The organism is Paraburkholderia sp. USG1, from assembly GCF_031570135.1.
In the GTDB taxonomy this organism is placed as follows: Bacteria; Pseudomonadota; Gammaproteobacteria; order Burkholderiales; family Burkholderiaceae; genus Paraburkholderia; species Paraburkholderia dioscoreae.
The window spans coordinates 16,460-35,924 of sequence record NZ_JAMWXW010000017.1 but is presented as its reverse complement, the minus strand read 5'-3'; the positions used below and the strand labels follow the sequence as shown (position 1 = coordinate 35,924).

General features: G+C 63.6%; 19 protein-coding genes. 4 read left to right on the top strand and 15 right to left on the bottom strand.

The features are described from left to right. Window positions 1-100: 100 nt before the first annotated feature. The 9 genes from hslU to NE850_RS22240 all read right to left on the bottom strand — a co-directional run bounded on the left by hslU (window position 101) and on the right by NE850_RS22240 (window position 9,722). Window positions 101-1,447 carry an ATP-dependent protease ATPase subunit HslU gene (hslU, locus tag NE850_RS22280; protein WP_007179683.1) on the bottom strand — a complete coding sequence of 449 codons (1,347 nt, stop codon included), beginning with the start codon at window positions 1,445-1,447 and terminating at the stop codon, window positions 101-103. Window positions 1,448-1,456: 9 nt separating this feature from the next. After that, complete coding sequence (gene hslV / locus NE850_RS22275) at window positions 1,457-1,993, bottom strand: ATP-dependent protease subunit HslV (protein ID WP_007179682.1); 537 nt, start codon at window positions 1,991-1,993, stop codon at window positions 1,457-1,459. A 450-nt stretch (window positions 1,994-2,443) separates the two neighbouring features. Beyond that, window positions 2,444-2,863 carry an RNA polymerase-binding protein DksA gene (gene dksA / locus NE850_RS22270; RefSeq protein ID WP_007179681.1) on the bottom strand — a complete coding sequence of 140 codons (420 nt, stop codon included), beginning with the start codon at window positions 2,861-2,863 and terminating at the stop codon, window positions 2,444-2,446. A gap of 663 nt (window positions 2,864-3,526) precedes the next feature. Further along, complete coding sequence (locus tag NE850_RS22265; protein WP_007179680.1) at window positions 3,527-4,618, bottom strand: GTP-binding protein; 1,092 nt, start codon at window positions 4,616-4,618, stop codon at window positions 3,527-3,529. A 189-nt stretch (window positions 4,619-4,807) separates the two neighbouring features. After that, entirely contained in the window at window positions 4,808-6,010 is a 1,203-nt protein-coding gene (locus NE850_RS22260) for a class I SAM-dependent rRNA methyltransferase (RefSeq protein ID WP_007179679.1), read from the bottom strand. Between the two features lie 94 nt (window positions 6,011-6,104). Continuing rightward, window positions 6,105-7,028, bottom strand: a complete 924-nt coding sequence (gene xerC, locus NE850_RS22255; protein ID WP_007179678.1) for a tyrosine recombinase XerC — start codon at window positions 7,026-7,028, stop codon at window positions 6,105-6,107. A 42-nt stretch (window positions 7,029-7,070) separates the two neighbouring features. Beyond that, window positions 7,071-7,793 (bottom strand): DUF484 family protein, encoded by a 723-nt coding sequence (locus tag NE850_RS22250; RefSeq protein ID WP_007179677.1) that lies wholly within the window; start codon window positions 7,791-7,793, stop codon window positions 7,071-7,073. Between the two features lie 57 nt (window positions 7,794-7,850). After that, window positions 7,851-8,738 carry a diaminopimelate epimerase gene (dapF, locus tag NE850_RS22245; RefSeq protein WP_007179676.1) on the bottom strand — a complete coding sequence of 296 codons (888 nt, stop codon included), beginning with the start codon at window positions 8,736-8,738 and terminating at the stop codon, window positions 7,851-7,853. 99 nt (window positions 8,739-8,837) lie between these two features. Further along, window positions 8,838-9,722 carry a lipid A biosynthesis lauroyl acyltransferase gene (locus NE850_RS22240; protein WP_007179675.1) on the bottom strand — a complete coding sequence of 295 codons (885 nt, stop codon included), beginning with the start codon at window positions 9,720-9,722 and terminating at the stop codon, window positions 8,838-8,840. Window positions 9,723-9,999: 277 nt separating this feature from the next. Between NE850_RS22240 and metK the strand changes: the two genes are divergently transcribed. Beyond that, entirely contained in the window at window positions 10,000-11,190 is a 1,191-nt protein-coding gene (gene metK / locus NE850_RS22235; RefSeq protein WP_007179674.1) for a methionine adenosyltransferase, read from the top strand. Window positions 11,191-11,393: 203 nt separating this feature from the next. On the opposite strand, the gene NE850_RS22230 is transcribed toward metK, so the two are convergent. Next, entirely contained in the window at window positions 11,394-11,759 is a 366-nt protein-coding gene (locus tag NE850_RS22230; RefSeq protein WP_035517756.1) for a hypothetical protein, read from the bottom strand. Here NE850_RS22230 and NE850_RS22225 point away from each other — a divergent pair. Beyond that, window positions 11,758-11,973, top strand: coding sequence for a hypothetical protein (locus NE850_RS22225; protein WP_165184256.1), 216 nt, complete (start codon window positions 11,758-11,760; stop codon window positions 11,971-11,973). The two genes, NE850_RS22230 and NE850_RS22225, sit on opposite strands and share 2 nt — an antisense overlap. A gap of 245 nt (window positions 11,974-12,218) precedes the next feature. After that, window positions 12,219-12,980 carry a phytanoyl-CoA dioxygenase family protein gene (locus NE850_RS22220; protein WP_007179672.1) on the top strand — a complete coding sequence of 254 codons (762 nt, stop codon included), beginning with the start codon at window positions 12,219-12,221 and terminating at the stop codon, window positions 12,978-12,980. A 93-nt stretch (window positions 12,981-13,073) separates the two neighbouring features. Here the strand turns inward: NE850_RS22220 and NE850_RS22215 are convergent, their stop codons facing one another. Further along, window positions 13,074-13,280: a DUF3185 family protein gene (locus NE850_RS22215; protein ID WP_310699418.1), complete on the bottom strand. Its 207-nt coding sequence runs from the start codon at window positions 13,278-13,280 to the stop codon at window positions 13,074-13,076. 215 nt (window positions 13,281-13,495) lie between these two features. Here NE850_RS22215 and mgrA point away from each other — a divergent pair, with 215 nt between their 5' ends. After that, window positions 13,496-14,539, top strand: a complete 1,044-nt coding sequence (gene mgrA, locus NE850_RS22210) for an L-glyceraldehyde 3-phosphate reductase (RefSeq protein ID WP_165184259.1) — start codon at window positions 13,496-13,498, stop codon at window positions 14,537-14,539. Between the two features lie 64 nt (window positions 14,540-14,603). On the opposite strand, the gene NE850_RS22205 is transcribed toward mgrA, so the two are convergent. The 4 genes from NE850_RS22205 to NE850_RS22190 all read right to left on the bottom strand — a co-directional run bounded on the left by NE850_RS22205 (window position 14,604) and on the right by NE850_RS22190 (window position 19,383). Then, the gene (locus NE850_RS22205) at window positions 14,604-14,789 is read right to left on the bottom strand and encodes a hypothetical protein (protein ID WP_007179669.1); all 186 of its coding nucleotides are present in this window, start codon (window positions 14,787-14,789) and stop codon (window positions 14,604-14,606) included. Window positions 14,790-15,057: 268 nt separating this feature from the next. Then, entirely contained in the window at window positions 15,058-16,278 is a 1,221-nt protein-coding gene (locus NE850_RS22200) for an MFS transporter (RefSeq protein WP_405044891.1), read from the bottom strand. Window positions 16,279-16,453: 175 nt separating this feature from the next. After that, window positions 16,454-17,983, bottom strand: coding sequence for an efflux transporter outer membrane subunit (locus NE850_RS22195; RefSeq protein ID WP_007179667.1), 1,530 nt, complete (start codon window positions 17,981-17,983; stop codon window positions 16,454-16,456). Next, window positions 17,980-19,383 (bottom strand): efflux RND transporter periplasmic adaptor subunit, encoded by a 1,404-nt coding sequence (locus NE850_RS22190; RefSeq protein ID WP_310699416.1) that lies wholly within the window; start codon window positions 19,381-19,383, stop codon window positions 17,980-17,982. The genes NE850_RS22195 and NE850_RS22190 overlap by 4 nt, the downstream gene beginning before the upstream one ends. Between the last annotated feature and the right edge of the window lie 82 nt (window positions 19,384-19,465).

Sequence of the window (19,465 nt, the reverse complement as noted above, 5' to 3'; positions counted from 1 at the left end):
TTGGCGAAGGCAGCCCGTTTTTTATGCGGCTCACATCAGATCAGCTCGGTCTCAAGCGGTGATGAACACATCACCGCTTGAGATATTCGCCACGTCGAAATCACAGCACGTAGCGCGACAGATCCTCGTCTTCGGCCACTTCGTTCAGTGCGCGATCGACATAGGCCGCGTCGATCTGCACCGTGCGGCCCGAGTGGTTGCCGGCCGCGAACGAGACTTCCTCGAGCAGCTTTTCGATCACCGTGTACAGGCGGCGCGCGCCGATGTTCTCGGTTTTCTCGTTGACCGCGTACGCGATTTCGGCGAGACGGCGGATGCCGTCGTCGGCGAATTCGAGGTGCACGTCTTCGGTGGCGAGCAATGCCTGGTATTGCTTGACGAGGCTCGCGTCCGTGGACACCAGGATCGATTCGAAGTCGTTCACCGACAGCGAATCCAGTTCGACGCGAATCGGAAAGCGGCCTTGCAGTTCCGGAATCAGATCGCTCGGCTTGGCAAGGTGGAATGCACCGCTGGCGATGAACAGAATGTGATCGGTCTTCACCATGCCGTACTTGGTGTTGATCGTGGTGCCTTCGACTAGCGGCAACAGATCGCGCTGCACACCCTGACGGGAGACTTCGCCGCCGCCGGCTTCGTTGCGCGACGCGATCTTGTCGATTTCGTCGAGAAACACGATGCCGTTCTGCTCGACGTTCTGCACCGCCTTGGTTTTCACCTCTTCGTCGTTCAGCATCTTGGCGGCTTCTTCGTCGGTGAGCGCCTTCAGCGCTTCCTTCACCTTCATCTTGCGGCGCGTTTTCTTGCCGCCGCCGATGTTCGCGAACATCGAACGGATCTGCTCGGTCATGTCCTCCATGCCCGGCGGCCCCATGATGTCCATGCCGACTTGCGGCTGCTCCACGTCGAGTTCGACTTCCTTGTCGTCGAGCAGGCCTTCGCGCAGACGCTTGCGGAAGGTCTGGCGCGTGGTGCTGCCTTCGTCCACGGTATCGGCGGCGCTCGAACTCGCGCCGAAGCCGACCGGGCGCGCACTCGGCAGCAGAATGTCGAGGATACGGTCTTCGGCCTGATCTTCGGCCTTGGTCCGCACCTTGCGCATTTCCGTTTCACGCGTCTGCTTGACCGAGATTTCGATCAGGTCGCGCACGATGCTGTCCACATCGCGGCCCACGTAGCCGACTTCGGTGAACTTGGTGGCTTCGATCTTGATGAACGGCGCGTCGGCCAGTTTTGCCAGACGCCGCGCGATTTCGGTCTTGCCGACACCAGTCGGTCCGATCATCAGAATGTTCTTCGGCGTGATTTCCTGACGCAGCGGTTCTTCAACCTGCTGGCGACGCCAGCGGTTGCGCAACGCGACGGCCACCGCTTTCTTCGCGCGGCCTTGGCCGATGATGTGTTTGTCGAGTTCCGAGACGATCTCGGCAGGGGTCATGGTGCTCATTGTGGATCCTTACTCGATCGTCTCGATAACGCGGTTATGGTTCGTGTAGATGCACATGTCGCCGGCAATCTCCAGCGACTTTTCCACGATTTCGCGCGGCGACAACTCGGTGTTGTCAGCGAGCGCTTTCGCTGCGGCTTGCGCATAAGCGCCGCCCGAACCGATCGCGCAGATGCCGCCTTCCGGATCGAGCACGTCGCCGTTGCCGGTGATGACGAGCGTGGTGGTGGCGTCCGCGGCGATCAGCATGGCTTCGAGCCGGCGCAGCATGCGGTCGGTGCGCCAGTCTTTGGCGAGTTCGACGGCGGCGCGCGTGAGGTTGCCCTGATGTTTTTCCAGCTTCGCTTCGAAGCGGTCGAGCAGCGAAAAGGCGTCGGCCGTGCCGCCGGCAAAGCCGACCATCACCTTGCCGTTATAGATGCGCCGGACTTTCTTCGCGCCGCCCTTCATGACGATATTGCCCAGCGTCACCTGGCCGTCGCCGCCGAGCGCGACCTTGTCGCCGCGGCGCACGGAGACGATCGTCGTGCCGTGAAATTGCTCCATATGCGTTCCTCTTTGCAAAACGGGTAGGACGCGGCGGCGCAATGCGCTACCGCATGAATCCTGAAAGCGGACGGCGCGCGGCGCTAGAACAGAACCGGCCGGCGCGCGCTCGTGCAGCGCATGTCGGGTTTATTTTAGGGCGTGCGCGGTCATATCAAGAGCCGGCAAATGGCATAAGACAAAAAACACGCGATTCGGTGCGGGGGGCGGGGTGTGATGCGGAGGGGGCGTGTGCTAGTGGGCGCCGCGCGGTCGCGGAAGAGAGGCACAGGAGGTGTAAAAGGCGTAAGAGGCGCCGCATCGCATGTCCGCCGGGCGGTCGCGCAAAGCCATCACTTACGGCAACGCCCAAAAGAGCGCCGCACAAAAGAAAAAGGCGCACGGATCACCGTGCGCCCTCTCGACGAAGCAGCGTTTCGGGGCGCGGAGCCGAAGCCGCGCCGCAAGCGTTCAGTCGCCGAACAGCTTCTGGCGCAGTTCGCGGCGTTCCTGTGCTTCGAGCGACAGGGTGGCCGTGGGCCGTGCGAGCAGACGCGGAATGCCGATCGGCTCACCGGTTTCTTCGCACCAGCCGTATTCGCCCGAATCGATGCGCGCGATCGATTGCTGCACCTTCTTCAGCAGCTTGCGTTCGCGGTCGCGCGTGCGCAGTTCGAGCGCATGCTCTTCCTCGATCGTTGCGCGGTCGGCCGGGTCCGGCACGATGACCGTCTCGCGCAAATTCTCGGTCGTCTGGCCGGCATTACGGAGAATGTCCGCTTGCAGCTGTTCGAGCTTGTTCTTGAAGAAGGCGAGCTGATCCTCATTCATGTAATCCTTGTCGCTCATCTTCAGGATTTCGGCTTCGGTCAAGAGTCGTTTCGTCGTCATCTGGCTAACTTCTTCAATGTGAGGCAAAACTCTTACGTAGTGCCCGCACTTTCGTATTGCCCGCAAAGGCACCTTGAGGACGCGGAGCGCCAGGGCGGGCACGGACGGTGGACTGTCGTGACGCCGAAGCGCCTCGTGCCCACACGCCGGGCGTCGCAACGCCAATGCGGGGCCGAACTCCTCTGGAAACCGATTCTCAGATGCTCCTGAGGCATTGCTTGCCGGCAGCGCGTCTTTTCTGACTGTGCCAGCCGGCATTGTCGGCGTATTGTCCGGATAAGATTTTCCGGCGCCGTTCAGGCCCGGCGCAGGATACGCGCTGACCGGGCAATTCGTTCTCATTCTCCAGTGGGCACGTATTGTAACTGAATCACAATCTGGCACCGCAACTGGTGAAAATCCCCCTGCGGCGCGCCGATATCCCGAAAATATAACGCGCGCACGACCAAAAAGCGATGGTCGTGCACGCTTTAATACAGCAGGGTTTTCACGCGTTTTTCACACGCGCGCCTTTTCAACGAGCTTTCGGCCGTCGCCGGCAATATTCAGCAGACGATTATCTCGGACACGCATTTCGCCGATGCACGCGCTCGGGGGCCATCAGCACGATGCGTGCCGCGCCGAACGCGCCAGTGCAACGCTGACCGGGCCCGCCCGCCACGCTCAGACGAGACAGGCGTCCAGACCGTCGGTGATCAGATCTTGCGGCAGTTCGATACCGATAAACACCATCTTGTTGGTCTTTTTCTCGATCGGTTGCCATTTCGCGGCCAGATCGCTGCCCATCATCTGATGCACGCCCTGAAACACGACTTTGCGGTCGACGCCCTTCATATACAGCACGCCCTTGTAACGCAGTAGCCGTTCGCCGTAAATCTGCAGAATGCCGCCGAGGAAGTCTTCGAGCTTGTTGGGATCGAACGGACGGTCGTTGCGGTAGACGAACGACTTGATCTTGTCGTCATGGTGCGCATGGTGGTGGTGATGCCCATGATCGTGGCCTTCGTGATCGCAATGGCCGTGATCGTGATCGCAGTTCGCGTGATCGTCGTGGGTATGGCCGTGCTCGTCATGCGCGTGAGCGTGGCTGTGCGCGTGCTCGTCTTCTACAAGGAAATCCGGATCGATCTCGAGCTTCGAATTCAGGTTGAAGCCGCGCAGGTCGAAGATTTCCTTGATGTCCGCTTCGCCGAAATTGACGACCTTGATCGCCGCGCGCGGGTTCATGTGCAGCAGACGGTGGCGCAGATCGGCAAGGTGCTTTTCATCGACCAGATCGGACTTGGTGATGAACAGGCGATCGGCGAAACCGACCTGGCGTTGCACCACTTCGTGCTCGTCCAACTGGTGGTTCGCGTGCTTGGCGTCGACCAGGGTGATGATCGCGTCCAGCAGGAATTCGTTGGCGATCTGGTCGTCCATGAAGAACGTCTGCGCGACCGGGCCCGGGTTGGCGAGGCCCGTGGTTTCGATCACCACGCGGTCGAAATCCAGTGTGCCGGCCTGCTTCTGCGCCGCCAGATCGCCCAGCACACGCGAAAGGTCACCGCGGATCGTGCAGCAGATGCAGCCGTTGCTCATCTGGATGATCTGCTCGCCCGTATCCTGCACGAGGATTTCGTTGTCGATGTTTTCTTCGCCGAACTCGTTCTCGATCACGGCGATCTTCATGCCGTGCTTTTCATTCAGGATGCGCTTGAGCAGGGTGGTTTTGCCGCTGCCGAGAAAGCCGGTCAGGATGGTGACTGGAATCATGTTGGTCGCCTGTATTGTCGTGAAACGGTGCGTAGTCGAAGCCTGGGCGGGCGCGGCAGCCTGATGGCGCGCAGCCCTGTCCAGCGGGTTATTGAAACATATTCGCCGGGCCGGCGCTGGCGCGCGGATACGGGCCCTGCTTTCGCCCGAGCCGGCGGCGCCGGGAAATACCCCTCAAATTATGGGCGATCAGGCGATTTGCAACAGCAGGCCCTTCAGATACTCGCCTTCCGGGAATGCCGTCAGCAAGGGATGATCCATCCCGGCGCCAAGCCGCTTGAGGATCCGGGCATCCACGCGCGCGTCGGCGGCCGCGCCCGAAACGATCTTCTGGAACAGTTCGGAGTCGATCGCGCCGGAGCACGAATAGGTGAACAGCAGGCCGCCCGGCCGCAGCAATTTCAGGCCGGTCAGATTGATGTCCTTGTAAGCGCGCGATGCACGGTCCACATGTTCACGCGACGGCGCGAATTTCGGCGGATCGAGCACGACCAGGTCGAAGCGCTCGCCGTCGTCGTAAAGACGGCGCAGCGTTTTGAAAGCGTCGGCGTCGAGCCACGTGGCGCGCTCGGCGTCGAAGCCGTTGGCCGCCACGTTCTGCTGCGCGATCGCCAGCGCGTCGCCCGACGAATCGATCGAGACGACCCGTTTGGCGCCGCCTTTCAGCGCAGCCAGTGAGAAGCCGCCCGTGTAGCAGAAGCAGTTCAGTACGTCGCGATCCTGCGCGAGCTGCTGCACCAGCAGGCGGTTGTCGCGCTGATCGACGTAAAAGCCGGTTTTGTGGCCGTTGCGCACGTCGACGTGATACCGCACGCCGTTTTCGCTGACGATCAGCGCTTCCGACGGCGGTTCGCCCGCCAGCACGCCGGTGATCTGCTCGAGTCCTTCCTTCTGGCGAATCGACACGTCCGAGCGTTCGTACACATTTGGGCAGTCGGTCGCGCCCGTCAGTGCCGCGACGATCGCTTCCTTCCACGCCTCGACGCCCGCGGCCATGAACTGGCAGACCAGCTGGCTGCGCTGGCCTTCGTCCTCGGCCATGTAATGATCGACGATCAGGCCGGGCAAGCCGTCCGCTTCGCCGAAAATCAGCCGCACCGCGCCGGTGTCGTGAACCATCGTCTGACGGTGCGCGAGCGCGCGCTGCACGCGGCGCTTGAAGAACGCGTGGTCGATCGGCTCGGTTTCGTCGAAGCTCCACACGCGGGCGCGGATCTGCGAATGCGGGCTGTAGGCCGCGCGCGCGAGGAAGCGGCCGTCGTGCGCGCGTACCAGCACGGTGGCGCCGGGTGCGGGATTGCCGTCGATCCGGTCGATCGCGTTGGCGTAGACCCACGGATGGCGGCGCAGCAGCGATTTTTCTTTCGACGGTTTGAGCGTAACGGTATTCATCGGGGTGTCAGAGTGAGCAATGGGCCGCGCGGCTCAGCGCACGCGGCAGATAAAGCGAAGGCGGAGACCGTACGCCGCGAATCGGGTCGCGGCGTCAGTCGCGTTTTTTGGCGCGTGGATGCGCCTGATCGTAGACGTGCGCGAGATGCTGGAAATCGAGCGCGGTGTAGACCTGCGTGGCGGTGATGCTGGCGTGGCCGAGCAGTTCCTGCACCGCACGCAGATCGCCGCTCGACTGCAGCACGTGCGTGGCGAACGAATGCCGCAGCACGTGCGGATGCACGTTGGCGGGAATGCCGGCGACCAGCGCCGCGCGCTTTACGCGCTCACGCACTACGTTCGGTGACAGCCGATTGCCGCGCGCCGACAGGAACAGCGGATGCGGATCGTGCTTCACCATCTGGTCGCGCACGGCGAGCCAGGCGCCCAAGGCTTCCAGCGCCTTGCTGCCGACCGGCACGACGCGGCGCCGGTTGCCTTTGCCGAGCACTTCGACTTCGGCCGAGTCGAGCTTGAGCCAGCCGGCGGAGCGGTAGCCGTCGGCATCGGCGAAACGGGCGTCGAGGCCGACCAGTTCCGCGAGACGCAAGCCCGACGAGTAGAACAGTTCGAGCATGGCGTGATCGCGCAAACCTTCGGGCGATGCAGCGGGCGGACTCTCCATCAGACGCGTGGCGTCGTCGACGGAAAGTGCTTTGGGCAGCGTTTTGGCCTGCTTTGGCGCGCGCACGGTCGCGACCGGATTGGCCGGCAGATCGACGCGGCCGGCGAGCCAGCGGTAAAACGCGCGCCATGCCGAGAGGCGGTGGCTGATCGAGCGCGCCGTCAGGCCGCCTGCGTGCGCCCGCGAAACGGCGCCGCGAATGTCCACGGCGGTGAGGCTTTCGAGCGGCCGGCCCTTGGCCAGCAGCTTGAGTTCTTCCAGTTCGTGTGTGTAGCCGCGCAGCGTATGCGCCGAGAGCCGCCGCTCGTGTTCGAGATTCGACAGATAGGCGGCGATTGGGTCGGCGGCGGTCACGGTGGGCTTTTTTGAGCGGCTCTGGCGCTGGGCGGAAGCCGCTTAGCGCGGCAGCAGACGGCTCAGCGCGGCGCTTGCCAGCGCCCCGATCTGCGTGAGGAAATCCGTTGCCATGCCGTCGTGAAAGCGGCGCGCGTCGGGCGAACCCATCACCAGCAGGCCGAAGGTCGGTGCTTCTTCGTTGCCTTCGGGGTCGCGCAGCGCGAGCAAGGCGATCGATTCGGTGGTGTGCGCCGACTCGGACGCCGCGTGGCCGGCCGCGCTCTCGTCGCTAACGGATGCGACGGACGGCGCTAGCCACTGCGCCGCTTCGAAGCCGGTATTCGCGCCGCAATACGGGGTGGTCAGGCTACCTGCGAAGATGCGCACTTCCTCGCCGACATGGCGCGCGAAGTCGGCCTGCGCATAAGACTCGGCGACATCCCACACGCGCAGCGCCGCTTGCGGCACGTCGAAAATATCGTGCAAGCCGGTGGCGATCGTGCGCGGCAGAGCATACGGATCGCGTTCGGCGATCACGCGGATGGTCCAGCGGTTGAATTTGGACGCGATGCTGTCGTTCTCGTGGCCGTACCGCAGGAGTTCGGCGAGGCGGCGTTCGAGATGCTTGTTCTTGTCGCGCAGCATTTCCATCTGCCGTTCCTGCAGCGACACCGCGGCTTTGCCGTGCGGATTCGCGAGCCGGATCGTCGCGAGCATCTCCGCATGTTCGGCGAAGAATTCGGGGTTGGCGAGCAGGTATTCGGCGACTTCGCGATCGTTCATGGTTTCGGCTAAAAGACTACGGGGCGACGCCTCGGGGCGGCGCGTCGGTCAATGAGTTCAGGCGGCCTGTGAAGCCGCTAATGAGTCGGGCAGCTCGATCTCGCCTTCGAAAACGGTTACAGCCGGTCCGGCCATCAGCAGCGGTTCACCTTCTCGCGTGTTGTCCCACGAGATGGTCAGATTGCCGCCGTGCGTGTGCACGAGCACGGGTGAATCGAGCCGCCCGCGCCGGATTCCGGCCGCGACCGCCGCGCATGCGCCCGTGCCGCACGCCAGCGTTTCACCCGCGCCGCGCTCGTACACGCGCAGCCTGATTTCACTGCGGCCGACGATCTGCATGAAGCCCGCGTTCACCCGCTGCGGAAAACGCGCATGACGCTCGATCACCGGACCTTCGACCAGCACCGGGAACGCTTCGACGTCGTCGACGACCTGCACGGCGTGCGGATTGCCCATCGACACCGCCGAAATCCAGCGTGTCGTGCCGCTCACGTCGAGCGGCCAGAGCGTGTCCGCACCTTCGCGGCGGCCTTCGAGGCCTTTGGTGGCGAACGGCACGCGTTCCGGGTCGAACACGGGCGTGCCCATGTCGACCAGCACTTCGCCGTTTTCCTGCATGGTCAGCGTGACGGTGCCCTTCTGTACCTGCACGCGCACGCTGCGTTGATCGGTGAGGCCGCGCTCGCGCACGAACTTGACGAAGCAGCGCGCGCCGTTGCCGCAATGCTCGACTTCGCCGCCGTCGCAATTGAAGATGCGATATCTGAAATCGACACCGGCCACCGTGGGCTTTTCGACCAGCAGCAGCTGGTCGGCGCCGACGCCGAAATGCCGGTCCGCGAGCGCGCGCACCTGCGCCGGCGTCAGGTTGACCGGTTGGGTGTAGCCGTCGAGCACGACGAAGTCGTTGCCCGCGCCGTGCATTTTGGTGAATTTCAGTTTCATCACGCTATTGTAAGTGACGCGCCCGCAGGTGAGCCGAACGCCATATTTTTTCCGCGTCGGGTTGCGTTCCGCACAGGCCGCGTGGGCGGCCGTTCGGGTTCAATACACGCTCGGGTCGCCGGGCGGCCGGGTCTTGAAGCGCTTGTGCACCCAGTAGTACTGCTCGGGCATCAACGGAATCTGCTCTTCGAGAAAGGCGTTCATGCGGCGGGCGTCCGCGTCGTCGTCGCCGGTCGGGTAGTTCTCCCACGGCTTGAATACCTTGAGCCGGTAGCCTTTGTAGTTCGGCAGCACTTCGCCGATGAACGGCACGACCTGCGCGTGCCCGACCTTGGCCAGACGCCCCACCGCGGTCAGCGTGCAGGTCGGCACGCCGAAGAACGGCACGAAGGTGGAATTGCGCGCGCCGTAGTCCATATCGGCGCCGAGCATGACCGGTTTGCGCTCGCGCAGCCAGCGCAGCACGATGCGCGCGCTGTCGGCGCGGCTCGCCATGTCCGCGCCGAAACGCGCGCGCGCCGCTTTGGCGACTGCCTCGAGCTCCGGATTCGACATGGGCTGATAGAGCGAGCCGCATTGACGCCTGAGCGAATAGTTCAGGAAGATCGAGCCGGCCTCGATACCGACGAAGTGAAAGCCAAGAAACAGCGTGGGCGGCAGATTCGGGTCGGTCAGATCGATCGCGCTGTCGAGCTGGATCAATTTTTCGAGCTTCTTCGCCGAGCCGAACCACTGCACGCTGCGTTCGAGATAGCTGCGGATCGCGTGGCGGAAATGCTTCTGCGCGACGTCTTCGCGGCGCTCGTCGCTCCATTCGGGGAAGCACAGCTTCAGATTGATATGGACGATGCGTTTGCGCCGGCTCGGGATCTGATACAGCAACCAGCCGAGGCCGTCGCCGAGACGGGCGATCAGGCCATAAGGCAACAGCGCAAACAGTTTCAGCAACCCGATCGCGAGTTTTGCGCCATAGCGGCTCAGCATGCCGCCTCCTGAAAAGAGGCGTTGCGCGTGACGGGCTTCAGCAAAGCGGAGAAGTTGACGTAATACCGCACTCGTAGACACTCTGTGACAATCTGAGGAAGTCGCTATAATAAATGCTTCGCCGAGTTAATAGACAACTTGCGGGGCGAAGCCGGCGGCTGCAAACCATGTGATTTGCGCCTCCTGGTAAGGTAATCCGCTAAAGCGTCGCCGCTTCAAGGCTCCCGAAGCTGGCTACGTGAAACTCAACCGTAACCACAAAACAGGAGTCTGCAACGTGGCAAACGACTATCTCTTCACTTCCGAATCCGTCTCCGAAGGCCATCCCGACAAGGTCGCGGATCAGATTTCCGACGCCATTCTCGACGCCATCCTGGCTCAGGACAAATACTCGCGTGTGGCTGCGGAAACGCTGTGCAACACGGGTCTCGTCGTGCTGGCCGGTGAAATCACCACGACCGCCAACGTCGATTACATCCAGGTCGCACGCAACACGATCAAGCGCATCGGTTACGACAACACCGACTACGGCATCGACTATCGCGGCTGCGCCGTGCTCGTCGCGTACGACAAGCAATCGCCGGACATCGCCCAGGGCGTGGACCGCGCGCACGACAACAACCTCGATCAAGGCGCCGGCGATCAGGGCCTGATGTTCGGTTACGCGTGCGAAGAAACACCGGAATTGATGCCGCTGCCGATCCACCTGTCGCACCGTCTGGTGGAGCGTCAGGCGAATCTGCGCCGTGACGGCCGTCTGTCCTGGCTGCGTCCGGACGCGAAGTCGCAGGTCACCGTGCGTTATGTCGACGGCAAGCCGCATTCCATCGACACCGTGGTGCTGTCCACGCAGCATTCGCCGGACATCGATCTGGACACGCTGCGCGAAGCCGTGATCGAAGAAGTGATCAAGCCGACGCTGCCGGCCGACCTCATCAAGGGCGACATCAAGTTCCTCGTGAACCCGACCGGTCGTTTCGTGATCGGCGGTCCGCAAGGCGATTGCGGTTTGACCGGCCGCAAGATCATCGTCGATACGTACGGCGGTGCCGCACCGCACGGTGGCGGCGCGTTCTCGGGCAAGGATCCGTCGAAGGTCGACCGTTCGGCGGCCTACGCCGGCCGTTATGTCGCGAAGAACATCGTGGCCGCGGGCCTGGCTTCGCGCTGCCTGATCCAGGTTTCGTACGCGATCGGCGTCGCCCAGCCGACTTCGGTGATGGTCAACACGTTCGGCACCGGCCGCGTGTCGGATGCGGTCATCACGCGTCTGGTGCAGGAGCATTTCGACCTGCGTCCGAAGGGCATCATCCAGATGCTCGACCTGCTGCGCCCGATCTACGAGAAGAGCGCCGCCTATGGTCACTTCGGCCGCGAAGAGCCGGAATTCACGTGGGAATCCACGGACAAGGCGCTGGCGCTCGCCGAAGCCGCCGGCACGGAACCGGTTGCCGCGCTCGCAGAGTAAGCGCAAGCCGTCCTTCGTTAAGCAAAAAACCCCGCCCGGCGCATTGAGCCGGGCGGGGTTTTTTATCGCCTTCGCCAGTCCATGAACTGAATGGCCACGCTATCGACCGCGGGCTTCACCAGCCGCGAAGTCATGTCGCGTCCTCAGTCAGTACGGCACTTGAGCCGCGCCAGGTCCGGCAGCGCGTTCTGTACTCGGGCGCCTTAACGGCTCGCAAACGCGAACGCGAACCAGCCGGTGCTGCCATTCGTCGACATACGACGCGGACGGCGACTCGAGTTCTGCGGCACGGCAACCGCTGCGCGCGGCGCGGCGAGGCGCAGCGGCGTGGGTTTGCGCAGCAGTGTGCGCAGCGAAAAACGGCGCGAACTGCCTTGCAGGCGCAGCGCGGAGAAGAACGTATTGAACCAGGTGCGAATGCCGTCGACGGCTTTGGCATCGCGCCACTGTTCGCCCAACGCGCGCGCGCGTGTGGCATGGTGACGCAGCGCGCGCACGACATGGCGACGCGCCGGACGCGCCGCTTTCAGTGCGGCGCGGGTAAGACGGGTGCTCAGGAGAGTATGCATGGCTTCACTGGTAGGCAACGTGTCGCGCGACGGAGTGTGCGCCATGAAGAGCACCAAATGTGCCAATGGCGATGTCGCAATGAACGGCGCGAAAGCCTCGAATTCGATGGAAAAGTGCACGGAATACAGCGGAGTCGGCCTTGTCGGCCTCGACGCGGCGCAAAAGTGCGGGAATGGCGATCAACATGCAGCGCAGGTTACACGCGATTCGTGACGTCAGAAAGTCGGTTTTTACCCTGCGAATGCGGGTTTTTCCGAGGGAAATCGTGGATCGCGGCGGCGGGTCGTGCCCTGTTGGGGCGATTATCGTGCGCGCTTGCCCATTCGAAGTGCCGCGAAATTGAGCGGCGCGCCTGAAAGTAGTGCGAAAGGCTGCGCTTTCAGATCGTGAAACAGCACACTCGGCGATCGCGCCCGTTTTACAATCGAGCATCGGCTAGTCGACAGTAACGGAACGCCATGTCACTTCATTCCAAGAAAGAGCAGATTCAAACGTTGCGGGAGCAGGGTTTTGTCGTGGTGCCCGGATTGGTGTCGGCCGAGCGCTGCGAAGAACTGAAACAGATCGCGCAGCGCCAACTGGAAGAGGCAGCCGCGCCGATCGAGTTCGAAGCGGATCTGCAATATCCCGGCGCGCCGGTGTCCAGGCAGGCAGCGGGCGGCCATACGGTGCGGCGGCTGCTGGATGCGTACGCACGTCATCCGAGTTTTGCGCGCTGGGCGACCGCGCCGGAAATTCGCGGCTGGATGGAGTTGTATTTCGGTGAAGAGCCGCGCCTGTCGCGCGCGCACCATAACTGCATGATGACCAAGCATCCTGCGTACGGCAGTTTGACCGGCTGGCATCGCGACGTGCGGTATTGGTCGTTCGAGCGCGACGATCTGGTTTCGGTGTGGCTCGCGCTCGGTTCGGAGACGGTGGATAACGGCGCGCTGTGGATGGTGCCGAAGTCGCACAGCGCCGCGTTTACGTCCGACCGGTTCGATCAGGCCAAATTCTTCCGCTCCGATCTGGAAGAGAATCAGGGATGGATTCGCACTGCGGTGTCACCTGAGCTCAAGGCCGGCGACGTGGTGTTCTTCCATTGCAATACGCTGCATTCAGCCGGCAAGAACATCACCGATCAGGTGAAGTTTTCGCTGGTGTACACCTATCACGGCGCGAGCAACGTGCCGCTGCCGGGAACCCGCTCGGCTGCGAAGCCCGAGGTGGCGTTCTAGATTTTTTTCGGTTCCAGGTTTTTCGGTTTTTCGCGGCGGCGCTTGCGGTCCCTGTACCCCGATATCGCAAGCGCCGCGTAGCCGCACACGCTGTTATCGCTTGCGTCCCGACAAAGCCATGCCCGTCAGGCCGGCGATCGTCGCCACCACGCCGCCCACGATCAGCAGGATCGCCTTGTTGGTCGGCGAGCCGGTAAAGACGCGCGAGACGTCGCTGCTCACCGAATTGAACGCCTGCCCGCCGAAATACAGCAGCACGATACCGCCGACAATCAATACGATGGAAATCGCCTTCGTCATCTATCTCTCCCGTCAGCCTGAATCGGGCAAAGTGTAGGGGAGCCGCAAGCAATCGTCCATCCCGCATACTGGGCGTCTGCATGCACCACGTCGATTCGCTACCATAGCGGTCTGGCCGCATCCCTAGCTACAAAAATAAAGCGGCACGCCTCCCGCAGCATGCAATTGCCCATGCCCGCACCGGTCGGGCGCTTTCAACATCAAGGACACTAGCAATGGCTTACGAAGCAGCTTCAGAACGCTATTCAGATATGCAGTACCGCGTCTGCGGCAAGTCGGGTCTCAAACTGCCGGCGCTGTCGCTCGGTCTGTGGCACAACTTCGGCGACACCACGCCGATCTCCACGCAGCGCGACATCCTGCGCACGGCTTTCGACCTGGGTATCACGCACTTCGACCTCGCCAACAATTATGGGCCGCCGTACGGCAGCGCCGAAACCAACTTCGGCCGCCTCTTCAAGGACGACTTCAAGCCGTATCGCGATGAACTGCTGATTTCGTCGAAGGCCGGTTGGGACATGTGGCCGGGTCCGTACGGTCAAGGCGGCGGCTCGCGCAAATACGTGCTCGCGAGTCTCGATCAGAGCCTGCAACGTATGGGCCTCGACTACGTCGATATTTTCTATTCGCATCGTTTCGATGCCGATACGCCGCTCGAAGAAACCGCGGGTGCATTGGCGAGCGCCGTGCAGCAGGGCAAGGCGCTGTACATCGGTATTTCGTCGTACTCGGCAAGCAAGACGCTCGAGATGACGAAACTGCTCGCCGAATACAAGGTGCCGCTGCTGATTCATCAGCCTTCGTACAACATGCTCAATCGCTGGATCGAGCACGAGTTGCTGGACGCGCTGGCGAAGGCCGGCGCGGGCGCCATCGCGTTTACGCCGCTGGCTCAGGGTCTGCTCACGGGCAAATATCTGAACGGCGTGCCGGAAGACGCGCGCGTCAACAAGCCGGGTGGCGGTTCGTTGAAGCAGGAGCATCTGAGCCCGCAGAACATCGAGCACGTGCGTAAGCTCAACGACATCGCGCAACGTCGCGGGCAGAGCCTCGCGCAGATGGCGCTCGCGTGGGCGCTGCGCGATCCGCGCGTGACGTCCGTGCTGATCGGCGCAAGCCGCGCGGAGCAGGTGCGTGAAAACGTCGGCGCGCTGAAGAACCTTGCGTTCTCGAAGGACGAACTGGCCGAGATCGACCGCTACGCGACCGAAGGCGGAATCAACCTGTGGGAAAAGCCGTCGACGGATCAGGCGATCTGATTCCCGCGTCGTCGTCTTTCACGCCATAGAAGCAGCAAAGCCGCCCACGGGCGGCTTTTTTCATCTAGACGAGCGCCGGCAAACCTTCCACCAGCACCACCGCGAACACCACGCCGATCAGCGCACCCAGCACGCGCAGCGCGTTGTGCCGGAATTCCGTCTTGCAGGGAAGCGCACCGACAAACAAAGCCCCGGCCAACGCCATCGGAATGACCAGGATGAAATCGCCGATCGTGAAGTAGGTCGTCATTCTCGTCTCCTTTATATTTCCGGCGAAGGCGGCGGCTCGATTTATGGAGTCATGCACCGCCCACGCTCGATTTGAGTATAGGAGACAGTCCGGTCGATATAACGACGCCTTGCGGCGTTGCAGCGGCTATTCGCAAGCCGCTGAACCCGGCAGCGCATGGGCCGCCACGATTGCCGCGGCGCAGCAAATACGTCGAAAAAGATGAAGCGTTTGCTTACGCGGGCCTTACTTTCAGGCGTCATTCAATGCGCGTTGGGTCATCGAGCGATCATGCGCGAGGCTGCTCACGTCTGCGCAGACGCGCCGCCGCAACCAGGCCGATGACGAGCAACGCGCCGACCAGTCCGGCGACGCCGTTCCATCCGTAGCTCGTCCACATGTGGCCGCCATACGAGCCCACCACGCTCGAGCCGATGTAATACGCGAGCAGATAGAGCGCCGCGGCCTGACCTTTGGCATCTTTGGCGAGACGTCCGACCCAGCCGCTTGCCACCGAGTGTCCGGCGAAGAAGCCGAATGTCACGCACGCAATGCCGGCCGCAATCGCCGTCAGCGGATGCAGCATGGTGAGCGCGAGACCGAACGCCATCAACAGCAGGCTGGCGGTGAGCACGCGTGCGCGGCCGAAAGTATCGGCCATGCGTCCCGACCACGGCGAGGCCACCACACCCGTCAGATACACGACGAAGATCGCGCCGATTTCCGTCTGATCCAACCGGTACGGCGGCGCCAGCAACCGGTAGCCGATGTAGTTGTACAGCGTGACGAAGCTGCCCATCAGCACGAAGCCGAGCAGGAACAGCAGAGGCAGGCCGGGTCGAGTGAACTGCTTGAGCAGCGCGGTACGGTGATGCATGAAGCCGAGTCCACGCCGCGGCACGAAATGACGCGACGGCGGCAACAGCGCGCGAAACGCGAGCATGGACAGAAGGCCGAGCACGCCGATCGTCCCGATCGCCACGCGCCACGAAAACAGATCCGCGACGACGCCGGTAATCACGCGCCCGGCCATCCCTCCGATCGCCGTGCCGCCGACATAGAGTCCCATCGCGAGGCCAAGGCCGTCGGGGTGCACTTCTTCCGCGAGATAGGCCATCGCGACGGCGGGCACGCCACCGAGCGCGAGACCTTCGAGTGTGCGCAGCACGAGCAGTTGATGCCATTGCGGAGCGATCGACACGCCGATGGTTGCCAGCGCGGAAATGGTGAGCGACAGCGTCATCAGCTTGTGACGGCTCCAGCCTTCGGAGATGAAGCCGGCAACGAACACGGCAAGCGCGAGCGCGGCCGTGGTCAATGAGAGCGACAGGCTGCCTTGGGCTGGCGTCACGTTGAACGCTGTGGAAAACGACGGCAGCAGCGGCTGTACGCAATAAAGGAGCGAGAACGTGGCGTAGCCGGCGAACAGCAGCGCGATGCTGGCGCGCCAGTACGCGCGCGTGCCGCGTTCGAGGTAGGGGATGTCGGGCACGGCGGAAGCGGGTTGCAAAGGAGAAAAAGGGAGTTAAGGATACGCTGAAAAGAGGCGGAGCGGGTCGCTGGAGCGCGCTGCGAGCCGCGACCACGCCGGGACCACGGCGCCACCCCGACGCAACCACGACGCCACCACGACGCCACCAGGCGCCGTGCCCGGCGCCCTTTCGCTGCATCGACAACCCCCCCGGCTACCCACGCGCCGCGGCATCGCTCGCGGGTGTGGACGGATGCACGATCTGTTCATCCGTCGGCAGCGCGGACTCGTTCCAGCCGCCGCCCAGCGCCTTGATCAACGCCACGCTCGCGGCCATGCGACGTCGCGCGATCGACACGGCGTCGCGTTCGTTGGTGAGCGCGGTGGTTTGCGCGACCACCACGTCGAGATAGGTGATCGCGCCGTTCCTATAGCGGTCCGATACGACCGCCAGCGCACGTTGCGCGGCTCTCACCGCGTCGTCCTGGGCGCTCGCTTCCTGCTCGAGCACGCGCAGGGCGGCGAGATTGTCCTCGACCTGGCCGAAGGCGGTCAGCACGGTCTGCCGGTATTGCGCGACGCTTTCGTCGTAGTGCGCGCGGGCCTGTTCTTTGACGGAGGCGCGTCCGCCGAAGTCGAGCAGCGTTCCGGCCAACGTCGGCCCGAGCGACCACAGCCGGCTCGGCGCCAGCAACCATTGACTGTAGTTGGTCGCTTCGAGGCCACCCGTCACGGACAAAACGAGGTTCGGAAAAAACGCCGCCGTCGCCACGCCGATCTGCGCGTTCATCTCGGCGACGCGCCGTTCCGCCGCCGCAATGTCGGGGCGCCGTTCGAGCAACTCAGACGGCACGCCCGCCGCCGCGACGACCGGCACCGCCGCGAGCGGCGCAACCGGCAGCGCAAACGTGGAAGGCGGCTGGCCGATCAGAATCGCGATCGCGTGTTCGAGCTGCGCGCGCTGCACGCCGAGGTCGAGCGCTTGCGCCTGGGTGGTTTTCAACTGCGTCTGCGCCTGCGCGACATCGGCGTCCGTGGCGATGCCGCCGGCGTAGCGGTGCTGCGTCAGCTCCAGCGCTTGCCTGTAGGCCTCGATCGTGTCGTCGAGCAGTCGGCGCTCCTGATCGAGTCCGCGCAGCTCGAAGTAGTCGGTGGCGAGTTCGGCCTGCATCGACAGCAGCGCGGCTTGTGTGTCGGCGGCGCTTGCCTGCGCTTCGGCTTTCGCGCCTTCGACACTACGTGACACGCGGCCCCACAGGTCGGGTTCCCACGACGCGTCGGCTTGCACGAGGTAGTCGTTCAGCGTGAGACCCGCGGTCGATTTGTGCAGTACGTTCTCCGATGAACGGGCGCGCGAATAGGCACCGGTCGCGCTGACGAGCGGGAAGAAACTCGAACGATATTGCGCGACGGTGGCACGGGCGGCGCGAAAGCGCGCTTCGGCAGCCTGCACGTTCTGATTCGCGCTCGCGACCTGCTGTTCGAGAGCGTCGAGCGACGGGTCCGCGTAGACGCTCCACCACGCGCCGCGTGTGAACGTGTCGGCGGGTTGCGCGGGTTTCCAGCCGGTGCCGTCGAGTTCCTTGTAGGTTGCGGCGGTGGTCGCGGTCGGCTTCACGTAGTCGGGGCCGACGGTGCACGCGGTGAGTGCGCACGCGCCTGCGAGTGTCAAGGCGCACGCATGCAGCGAGACGCGCCGCAGCGGCCGCACGACGAAACGGCGACGGGATGCCGGCGCGTTCATGATGATGCCTTTACGGACAGCGACGCGGCGACATGCGTGGTTGGCGTGTCTGCCGCAACAGCGTTCGAGCCGCCCGCCACCCGATCATTGCCCGCGGCTGCGCCGCTGGCGCTTGCGGCACCGTCGCGGCTCGCCGCTGCGCCGGACGCGCCTGCCGCGCCCTCACCACCCGCCGCCGCGCCGGAAGCACCGGTCGCTCCTGACGCGCCCGTGGCAGTTCCCGCTTTCGCAGCCACGATCCGCACCGGCGCGCCGTCGATGATCGAGTCCTGCGGATTCAGGATCACCCGCTCATCGCCCTGCAGGCCGGATGCAATCGCGACACGCGTGCCGAAGTCCGTTCCCAGCGACACCGCGATCAGCTTTACCTTGTGCTGCGCGTCGACGGTCGCGACTTTCACGCCATCCGGGCGGAACAGCAGCGCGTTGCCAGGCAGCGTGAATGGCGCCGCGCCCGTGCCCAACTCGAAGTGCACTTGCGCATACGCGCCCGGCAGCAAATCGCCGTTACGGTTGTCGACGTCGACTTCCACCAGCATCGTGCGCTGTTGCGGATCGACGGCGCCCGCGGTGCGCGCCACGGTGCCCGGATAATGTCGGGACGGCGTCTCGGTCAGCGTCAGGAACGCGGCTTGCCGCGCGCGAACCTGCTGCGCGTAGGCCTGCGGTACGTTCACATAGACGCGCAGCCGATCCGCCTGCGCGACGTGAAACAGCTCCTTCGCAGGGCCGCCCGAACTGCCCGCGTCGATCAGCGCGCCGACATCGACATTGCGCGCGGTCACGATGCCGTCGAACGGCGCATACACTTTCTGGAACGACTGCGTTTTCTCGAGTCGCGCCACGTTGAAGCGTGCAGCGTCGAGCGTGGCTTTCTTTGCGAGCATGTCGCCGACCTTTTCGTCGGTTTCCTGCTTCGAGACCGATTTGCTTTTCAGCATGTCGGTCCAGCGCCCGGCGGTGCTCTTCGCAAGCGCATAGTTGGCGTCGGCGTTTGCGAGATCGGCGCGGGCCGCGCGCAGTTGATCGTCCACTTCCGGCGTGTCGATCTCCGCCAGCAACTGGCCGTTTTTCACCCGCGCGCCGATGTCCGCGTACCACTTCTTCAGATAGCCGTTGGTGCGCGCGTAAATCGGCGTGTCGAGAAACGCCTGCACGTTGCCGGGCAGCACGAGATCGAGCCCGGCCGTCGATTTCTGCGGCCGCACGACTTCGACGCTGGTCTGGCTGGTGTGCTCGGCATCGCGTTCGAGCGCCGCGTGCGCGTCGTGACGCGACCAGATACCTTGTGCCGCAAGCGCGATGACCACCACGGCGACCGCGACGGCGATCCAGCGTGCGCGCTTTGCCTTCGCCGGATCGCGCGTGGTGCCGGAACTGTCTGGACGTTGTCCTTCCATCAAACTTCCCGTGCAAAAATGGTTGCTGTGAAGATGCTCGGGCAGTCGAAGCTGCCTCTCGTGCTGCCTGCTATTGCCGCTG

Bases quoted from the DNA above. Each gene is read 5' to 3' on its own strand.
- hslU (WP_007179683.1), bottom strand. From the start codon at position 1,447: ATGAGCACCATGACCCCTGCCGAGATCGTCTCGGAACTCGACAAACAC.
- hslV (WP_007179682.1), bottom strand. From the start codon at position 1,993: ATGGAGCAATTTCACGGCACGACGATCGTCTCCGTGCGCCGCGGCGAC.
- dksA (WP_007179681.1), bottom strand. From the start codon at position 2,863: ATGACGACGAAACGACTCTTGACCGAAGCCGAAATCCTGAAGATGAGC.
- NE850_RS22265 (WP_007179680.1), bottom strand. From the start codon at position 4,618: ATGATTCCAGTCACCATCCTGACCGGCTTTCTCGGCAGCGGCAAAACC.
- NE850_RS22260 (WP_007179679.1), bottom strand. From the start codon at position 6,010: ATGAATACCGTTACGCTCAAACCGTCGAAAGAAAAATCGCTGCTGCGC.
- NE850_RS22250 (WP_007179677.1), bottom strand. From the start codon at position 7,793: ATGAACGATCGCGAAGTCGCCGAATACCTGCTCGCCAACCCCGAATTC.
- dapF (WP_007179676.1), bottom strand. From the start codon at position 8,738: ATGAAACTGAAATTCACCAAAATGCACGGCGCGGGCAACGACTTCGTC.
- NE850_RS22240 (WP_007179675.1), bottom strand. From the start codon at position 9,722: ATGCTGAGCCGCTATGGCGCAAAACTCGCGATCGGGTTGCTGAAACTG.
- NE850_RS22225 (WP_165184256.1), top strand. From the start codon at position 11,758: ATGGCTTCACTGGTAGGCAACGTGTCGCGCGACGGAGTGTGCGCCATG.
- NE850_RS22230 (WP_035517756.1), bottom strand. From the start codon at position 11,759: ATGCATACTCTCCTGAGCACCCGTCTTACCCGCGCCGCACTGAAAGCG.
- NE850_RS22220 (WP_007179672.1), top strand. From the start codon at position 12,219: ATGTCACTTCATTCCAAGAAAGAGCAGATTCAAACGTTGCGGGAGCAG.
- NE850_RS22215 (WP_310699418.1), bottom strand. From the start codon at position 13,280: ATGACGAAGGCGATTTCCATCGTATTGATTGTCGGCGGTATCGTGCTG.
- mgrA (WP_165184259.1), top strand. From the start codon at position 13,496: ATGGCTTACGAAGCAGCTTCAGAACGCTATTCAGATATGCAGTACCGC.
- NE850_RS22205 (WP_007179669.1), bottom strand. From the start codon at position 14,789: ATGACGACCTACTTCACGATCGGCGATTTCATCCTGGTCATTCCGATG.
- NE850_RS22195 (WP_007179667.1), bottom strand. From the start codon at position 17,983: ATGAACGCGCCGGCATCCCGTCGCCGTTTCGTCGTGCGGCCGCTGCGG.
- NE850_RS22190 (WP_310699416.1), bottom strand. From the start codon at position 19,383: ATGGAAGGACAACGTCCAGACAGTTCCGGCACCACGCGCGATCCGGCG.